The organism is Phocaeicola sp. ICN-14070 (genome assembly GCF_037892625.1).
GTDB classification, from domain to species: Bacteria; Bacteroidota; Bacteroidia; order Bacteroidales; family Bacteroidaceae; genus Phocaeicola; species Phocaeicola plebeius.
Genome location: NZ_JBBKBF010000112.1, coordinates 1 through 5,281 on the forward strand (window position 1 = coordinate 1; position 5,281 = coordinate 5,281).

Below are 5,281 nucleotides of genomic sequence, written 5' to 3' on the forward strand. Positions count from 1 at the left end.
ACCAACTAATATTATCAAAATAAGCTAAATAAATAATCACATTTTATGATAGATAAAAAAGAATCAACTAAAATAAATACCCTAAGGTTTATATGTATTATTTTTTTAGTTTTACTTCATACCCAAATAGGGCATTTACTCACTCCTACAAATACTGATATCATTAATATCCAAAACATCATTAATATCCAAAACATCATTAATATTCCATTCCTTCCAATATTATTTTTTCTAAGTGGATATCTTTTTTTTCAGACAAAAGAAGAAAATAAAGACCGTAGTTTTAGAGATTGGATTATATATACTTATATATATAAAATACGAAGAAGAATAAGAACATTATTAATACCATATATTTTATGGTGCCTTATTGCCATAGTATACAACCATTTCATAAAAAATGATAATTGGCCATGCGGGATAACAAACTTTCTTATACAATTTTGGGATTCAGGTTCAGGGCATCCAATAGGGAAGGCTATGTGGTATATCAAAACTCTAATTTTGTTTTCCTTCTTTTCACCTGTTTATTATATACTTATCAAATACCTAAAAAATGTAATATTATTAATTGCTCTCTTTTTATTCTCATTCAACATAAATATAGACTATCCGTTTTTTAACATTTATCTATTACTCGGATCATATACTGCAATAATGGGATTCTCTCTTGATAAAATCTATAAGAATTTTAATTGGAAGATTTGCCTTATTCTCTATCTTGCAATAAAAATACTAAACCTAAGTATGATATTCCCTACCTTTGTACAAGGTATAAACTTCATGTTATGTTCTATAAGTTTATGGGGAATTATAACAAAATATAATATACCGGCTAGTATTACAATGTCTAGTTCTTTCATATATTTTGTACATCCATATTTTACAGGATTAAGAAATATTTATATTACACATATAAATACTACAAAACTTCTAAATTGTTGCTTTGTTTGGATTATAACCGCAATTTCAGTTTTACTAATATGTTATATTTTATTTAGGATAAGCAAAAGAAAAATGCCTAAAATAATAAGTATACTCATAGGTGATAGATTATAAATAGTTGATTATGAAACGTTTAATTATTGCTGATGTAAAAAGTTATAGCTACAATGGAAAATCAATTGGACACTATTTTTCAGTAGCACAGAATTACCTTGAATTGTATTCAGAAGTTATCATAACAAAAGTAGCTGGTGGCCCTCTTTATTTCTCCCATTTTAATAATTCAGAGGTTTTTGCCCTTCCATATAATTCAATATCAGGAGAAAGTCAACTAAAGAACAAATGGAAAACATTAATGAATTGTAAATATCTATTCAGAAACTCAACCCCACAAGATATAATAGTATTACAACATTCTGGTGCATCCACAACTTTTTTAGGAATCGCATTATTTGCAAAAAAAAATATGAATAATATCTTTGTTATCCAATATGATACAGATTCAATCTCCAATCCTATAAAGAAATTCATATATAAATTAGCCCAAAATAAAATCAAAGGATTTATTTGTCCTAATGAACTCATTGGAAAGTCATATAAAAGACCTTATTGTATCGTTACAGATTATATATATAACCAAACTGAAAGACAAATAAAATTTCAATCCTTAATTGAAAAAAAATATGATTTTTCTATCGTAGGAAGTATAGCTCCTGATAAAGGAGTCATTGAAATGGCAGAATACCTTTCTAAAAGTAAATATAAAACAATTATCGCAGGAAAAGCAAATGAAGAACTTGCAGATAAATTAACCTCAATTGCACAGAATTCTTCTAACATAGAACTACATCTAGGTTTTATTGATATAAATGATTACAACAAGTATATAAAAGAATCACGTTATTGTATTCTAAATTATCGAGGCGTATATTCCAATCGAAGTAGTGGAGTCGCATTGGATATTTTATTCAACGGTATACCTATTATTGGTCATAAATGTAATGCGCTAGAATTCATAGAAGAGGAAAATTTAGGATTCCTTTTTAACGACATAAAAGATTTTAACATTCAATCAATAATGGATGAACAAATATATCGCAAAATACAAAAGAATTTATTATTATATTTAGAGAAACAAAAATCCTACAAAAATACTGTCATAAAATTCCTAAATATCACTCAAAACAATGTATGCTAAAATATATCAAGAAAGAATTATATTCTCATCTAAAGGAAAAACTATTTATAGATTCCTACAATTTATACTCAACTATTGGAGAACCATCCCCTGCCAAATAGCCTATCTAATGTCAAAACAAAAATATTTAGTCAATAGTGACTTCGGCTCATATAATAACATGGTTAAATCTCTTATCTTTGGGAAACATAATCGTAATTTATTCTATCACAGAATGGGAAAAAGTAGTTACATTTATTCGTGGATACTTCGTGGGGAACCTAGTCTAAAAATCCCTTTCAATTGTCCTATTGGGAAACATGCACATTTTGTACATAATGACTGCTGCTACCTAAATGCACAAAGTATCGGAGAGAATTTTATCTGCTATCCACATGTAGTTATTGGAGCAAAAAATTTAATCAAAAATGAGAAACCTATTATTGGAAATGATGTAACAATAGGGACTGGTACAGTAATAGTGGGAAATATAACAATCGGAAACAATGTCACAATCTCAGCAAATTCATTCATATGTAAAAATATCCCAAATAATGCCGTGATTATTGGGAATCCTGCAAAAATTATAAAATTAAATAACCAAAAAGTAAACATTCCACTATGAAAGTTCTATACATAAATCCTGTTTTTCTATCATATAGAATACCTTTTTACAAAAAATTAAAAGAACTATTCAATAATGATTTCTATGTCCTATATTCAACAAAAAGATATATAAAAAAAGGGGTAGAAGATTTATTACCACAAATCAAAATGGCATTAGGCTCAAACGCAATAGAATTTAAGACCGAATTAATCTATGATGTCAACAAAAAATCATTTAACAAATATGATAAAGAAAAAGGTAGAAAAATACCTTTTACATTAGGACTTATTAGAAATATACTAAAAATACATCCAGATGTTCTAATCTCAGAAGGGTTTTATCAATGGACACCTTTCGCTGTAATATATTCATTCATAATGCGAGCTAAATTATTTATTGGATATGAAAGAACGTTACATACAGAAAGAAATACAGGAATTCTTCTGACAACATATAGAAAACTTATCAACCTTTTTGTCACAGGATACTTAGTCAATGGAACAGAAACCCAAAAATATCTTATCTCTATAGGCGTTTCTCCTCAAAAAATATTTATTGGAGGAATGAATGCTGATAGTCGTGGATTAAGAGAGGCAATTGCCAATTATCCTCTTTCACAAAAAAAAATATTTAAACAACAATTTATTAATACAAACGATAATGGACTCATATACCTTTTTTCAGGACAAATAATCGAACGAAAAGGATTAATTTATTTACTAAATGCATGGAAGAAACATATTCTTGTATATCCTAATGATAGACTAATTATTATAGGAGGAGGAAGTCTCCTAAAAAAATACCAGACTTTATTCTCCACTAACAATTCAATTTATTTAGAAGGAAAAATTCCATACAACGAAGTTTATAAATACTATGCAATAGCAGATATTTTTATACTTCCCACATTAGAGGACAATTGGAGCCTAGTTATTCCTGAAGCTATGAGTTGTGGATTACCCGTTGCAACATCCATATACAACGGATGCCATGTAGAACTAGTGAAAAAAGGATACAATGGAATAACATTTGATACCTATAAAGAAGATACCATCATAAATGCACTTGATTATTTCCACCATGTAGATTTAAAAAAGTTTGGTTCTAACTCAATTGAATTAGAAAAACAATTTGATACAGATCATTGTGCATACAGAGTCTTTAATGCAATAAATAACATAACAAAATGGGAAAAAAAATAGCACTAATTTGTAATACCTATATTCGAAATTACGGAAGTATTTTACAATCTCTTGCAACTTTTAAGAAAATATCATCATTAGGATATGAAGTTGAAGTTATTAACTATAAAGACAATCCAGATCGTAAAGCTAAATTGGAGATTATATATCATTTAAAACTCCCATTATTAACAGATCCTACATTTCTAAAAAAGAAATTTAAGAATTCTATATCAGCCATAGGTAATCATGAATACAAAAGAATCGTAGCTGATCGAAATACTATAATGGACCTATTTGTAAATAAACATTTTATATTCAGCAAAAAATGTAATAATATAAATGAAGTAAAAAATATAATCAAAGATTATAACGCTGTAATAATAGGAAGTGACCAATTATGGGGACCTGCAGATATCATACGAGACTATCATACTCTAAATTTTGTCCCAGAGAAAATTTTGAAAATTGCATACGCAACTAGTTTTGGAGTATCTAAATTACCCAAATTCCTAAACAAAAGGACTGCAAATTTTCTTAGAAAAATAAACTATTTATCTGTGAGAGAGGATAGTGGAGCAAAAATTATTGAATCACTGATTAATCTTAAAGTACAAGTTGTAGCTGATCCGACTCTCCTATTAACACAAGATGAATGGAATCAATATATTGATAATAATCCTAGGATACAAGGTAAATACATATTCTGTTTCTTCTTAGGAGATAATGAAGAACAAAGAAACTTTGCGAAAGAAGTAAGCAAAAAAATGAAAATGCCTATCGTAAGCATTCAACATATGGATGAGTTTATAAAATCGGCAACCAATTTTGCTGATATTAATGTAAATGATGCCTCTCCTTCGGACTTCATAAACTTAATCAAATATGCAGAATTAATACTATGTGACTCATTTCATGCATCAATTTTTTCAATTATTTATTCTAAAAAGTTTTTTACATTTAACAGATACAATTCCTCCTCGCCTAATGCAAGAAATTCTCGGATAGATACTTTGTTAAATAAATTAGATTTATCCAATAGACATCTAATTCAAATAAATACTCTTAATATTGAGCAACAATTATCTAGCGAAATCAATTATCAAAAGGTTCATACGAAGCTAAATGCATGGAAAGAGGAATCTTTAAACTATTTGAAAAACTCTTTATTAAATATATAAATATGATTGATATCAAAGATAAAAAAGATTGCTGTGGTTGTGGAGCCTGCTATCAAGCATGTCCAAAAAATTGTATTACAATGGAAGCAGACAAAGAAGGCTTTTTATATCCAAAGGTACAATTAGATTTATGTATAAACTGTAAAATATGCGAAAAAACATGTCCTATTCTTAATTTAAAAGCACAAGA

6 protein-coding genes are annotated in these 5,281 nt (G+C 27.9%); all 6 read left to right on the top strand.

The window, feature by feature from the left end; all coding sequences use genetic code 11:
* Positions 1-45: 45 nt before the first annotated feature.
* Complete coding sequence (locus WKT20_RS18345; protein ID WP_445323297.1) at positions 46-1,059, top strand: acyltransferase family protein; 1,014 nt, start codon at positions 46-48, stop codon at positions 1,057-1,059.
* Between the two features lie 10 nt (positions 1,060-1,069).
* Positions 1,070-2,143 (top strand): glycosyltransferase, encoded by a 1,074-nt coding sequence (locus WKT20_RS17455; protein ID WP_340417808.1) that lies wholly within the window; start codon positions 1,070-1,072, stop codon positions 2,141-2,143.
* Between the two features lie 214 nt (positions 2,144-2,357).
* A complete protein-coding gene (locus WKT20_RS17460; RefSeq protein WP_340417809.1) occupies positions 2,358-2,747 on the top strand; it encodes a hypothetical protein in 390 nt (129 codons plus the stop codon).
* Positions 2,744-3,931 (top strand): glycosyltransferase family 4 protein, encoded by a 1,188-nt coding sequence (locus WKT20_RS17465; RefSeq protein ID WP_340417810.1) that lies wholly within the window; start codon positions 2,744-2,746, stop codon positions 3,929-3,931. Before WKT20_RS17460 ends, WKT20_RS17465 begins: the two co-directional genes overlap by 4 nt.
* Positions 3,916-5,091 (top strand): polysaccharide pyruvyl transferase family protein, encoded by a 1,176-nt coding sequence (locus WKT20_RS17470; protein ID WP_340417811.1) that lies wholly within the window; start codon positions 3,916-3,918, stop codon positions 5,089-5,091. Before WKT20_RS17465 ends, WKT20_RS17470 begins: the two co-directional genes overlap by 16 nt.
* Before the next feature lie 2 nt (positions 5,092-5,093).
* Positions 5,094-5,281 (top strand): 4Fe-4S binding protein (locus WKT20_RS17475; protein ID WP_340417812.1); only part of this gene is annotated, 188 nt, incomplete at its 3' end.

Coding starts and splice junctions, on each gene's coding strand:
- WKT20_RS17470 (WP_340417811.1), top strand. CDS start 3,916: ATGGGAAAAAAAATAGCACTAATTTGTAATACCTATATTCGAAATTAC.
- WKT20_RS18345 (WP_445323297.1), top strand. CDS start 46: ATGATAGATAAAAAAGAATCAACTAAAATAAATACCCTAAGGTTTATA.
- WKT20_RS17465 (WP_340417810.1), top strand. CDS start 2,744: ATGAAAGTTCTATACATAAATCCTGTTTTTCTATCATATAGAATACCT.
- WKT20_RS17460 (WP_340417809.1), top strand. CDS start 2,358: ATGGGAAAAAGTAGTTACATTTATTCGTGGATACTTCGTGGGGAACCT.
- WKT20_RS17455 (WP_340417808.1), top strand. CDS start 1,070: ATGAAACGTTTAATTATTGCTGATGTAAAAAGTTATAGCTACAATGGA.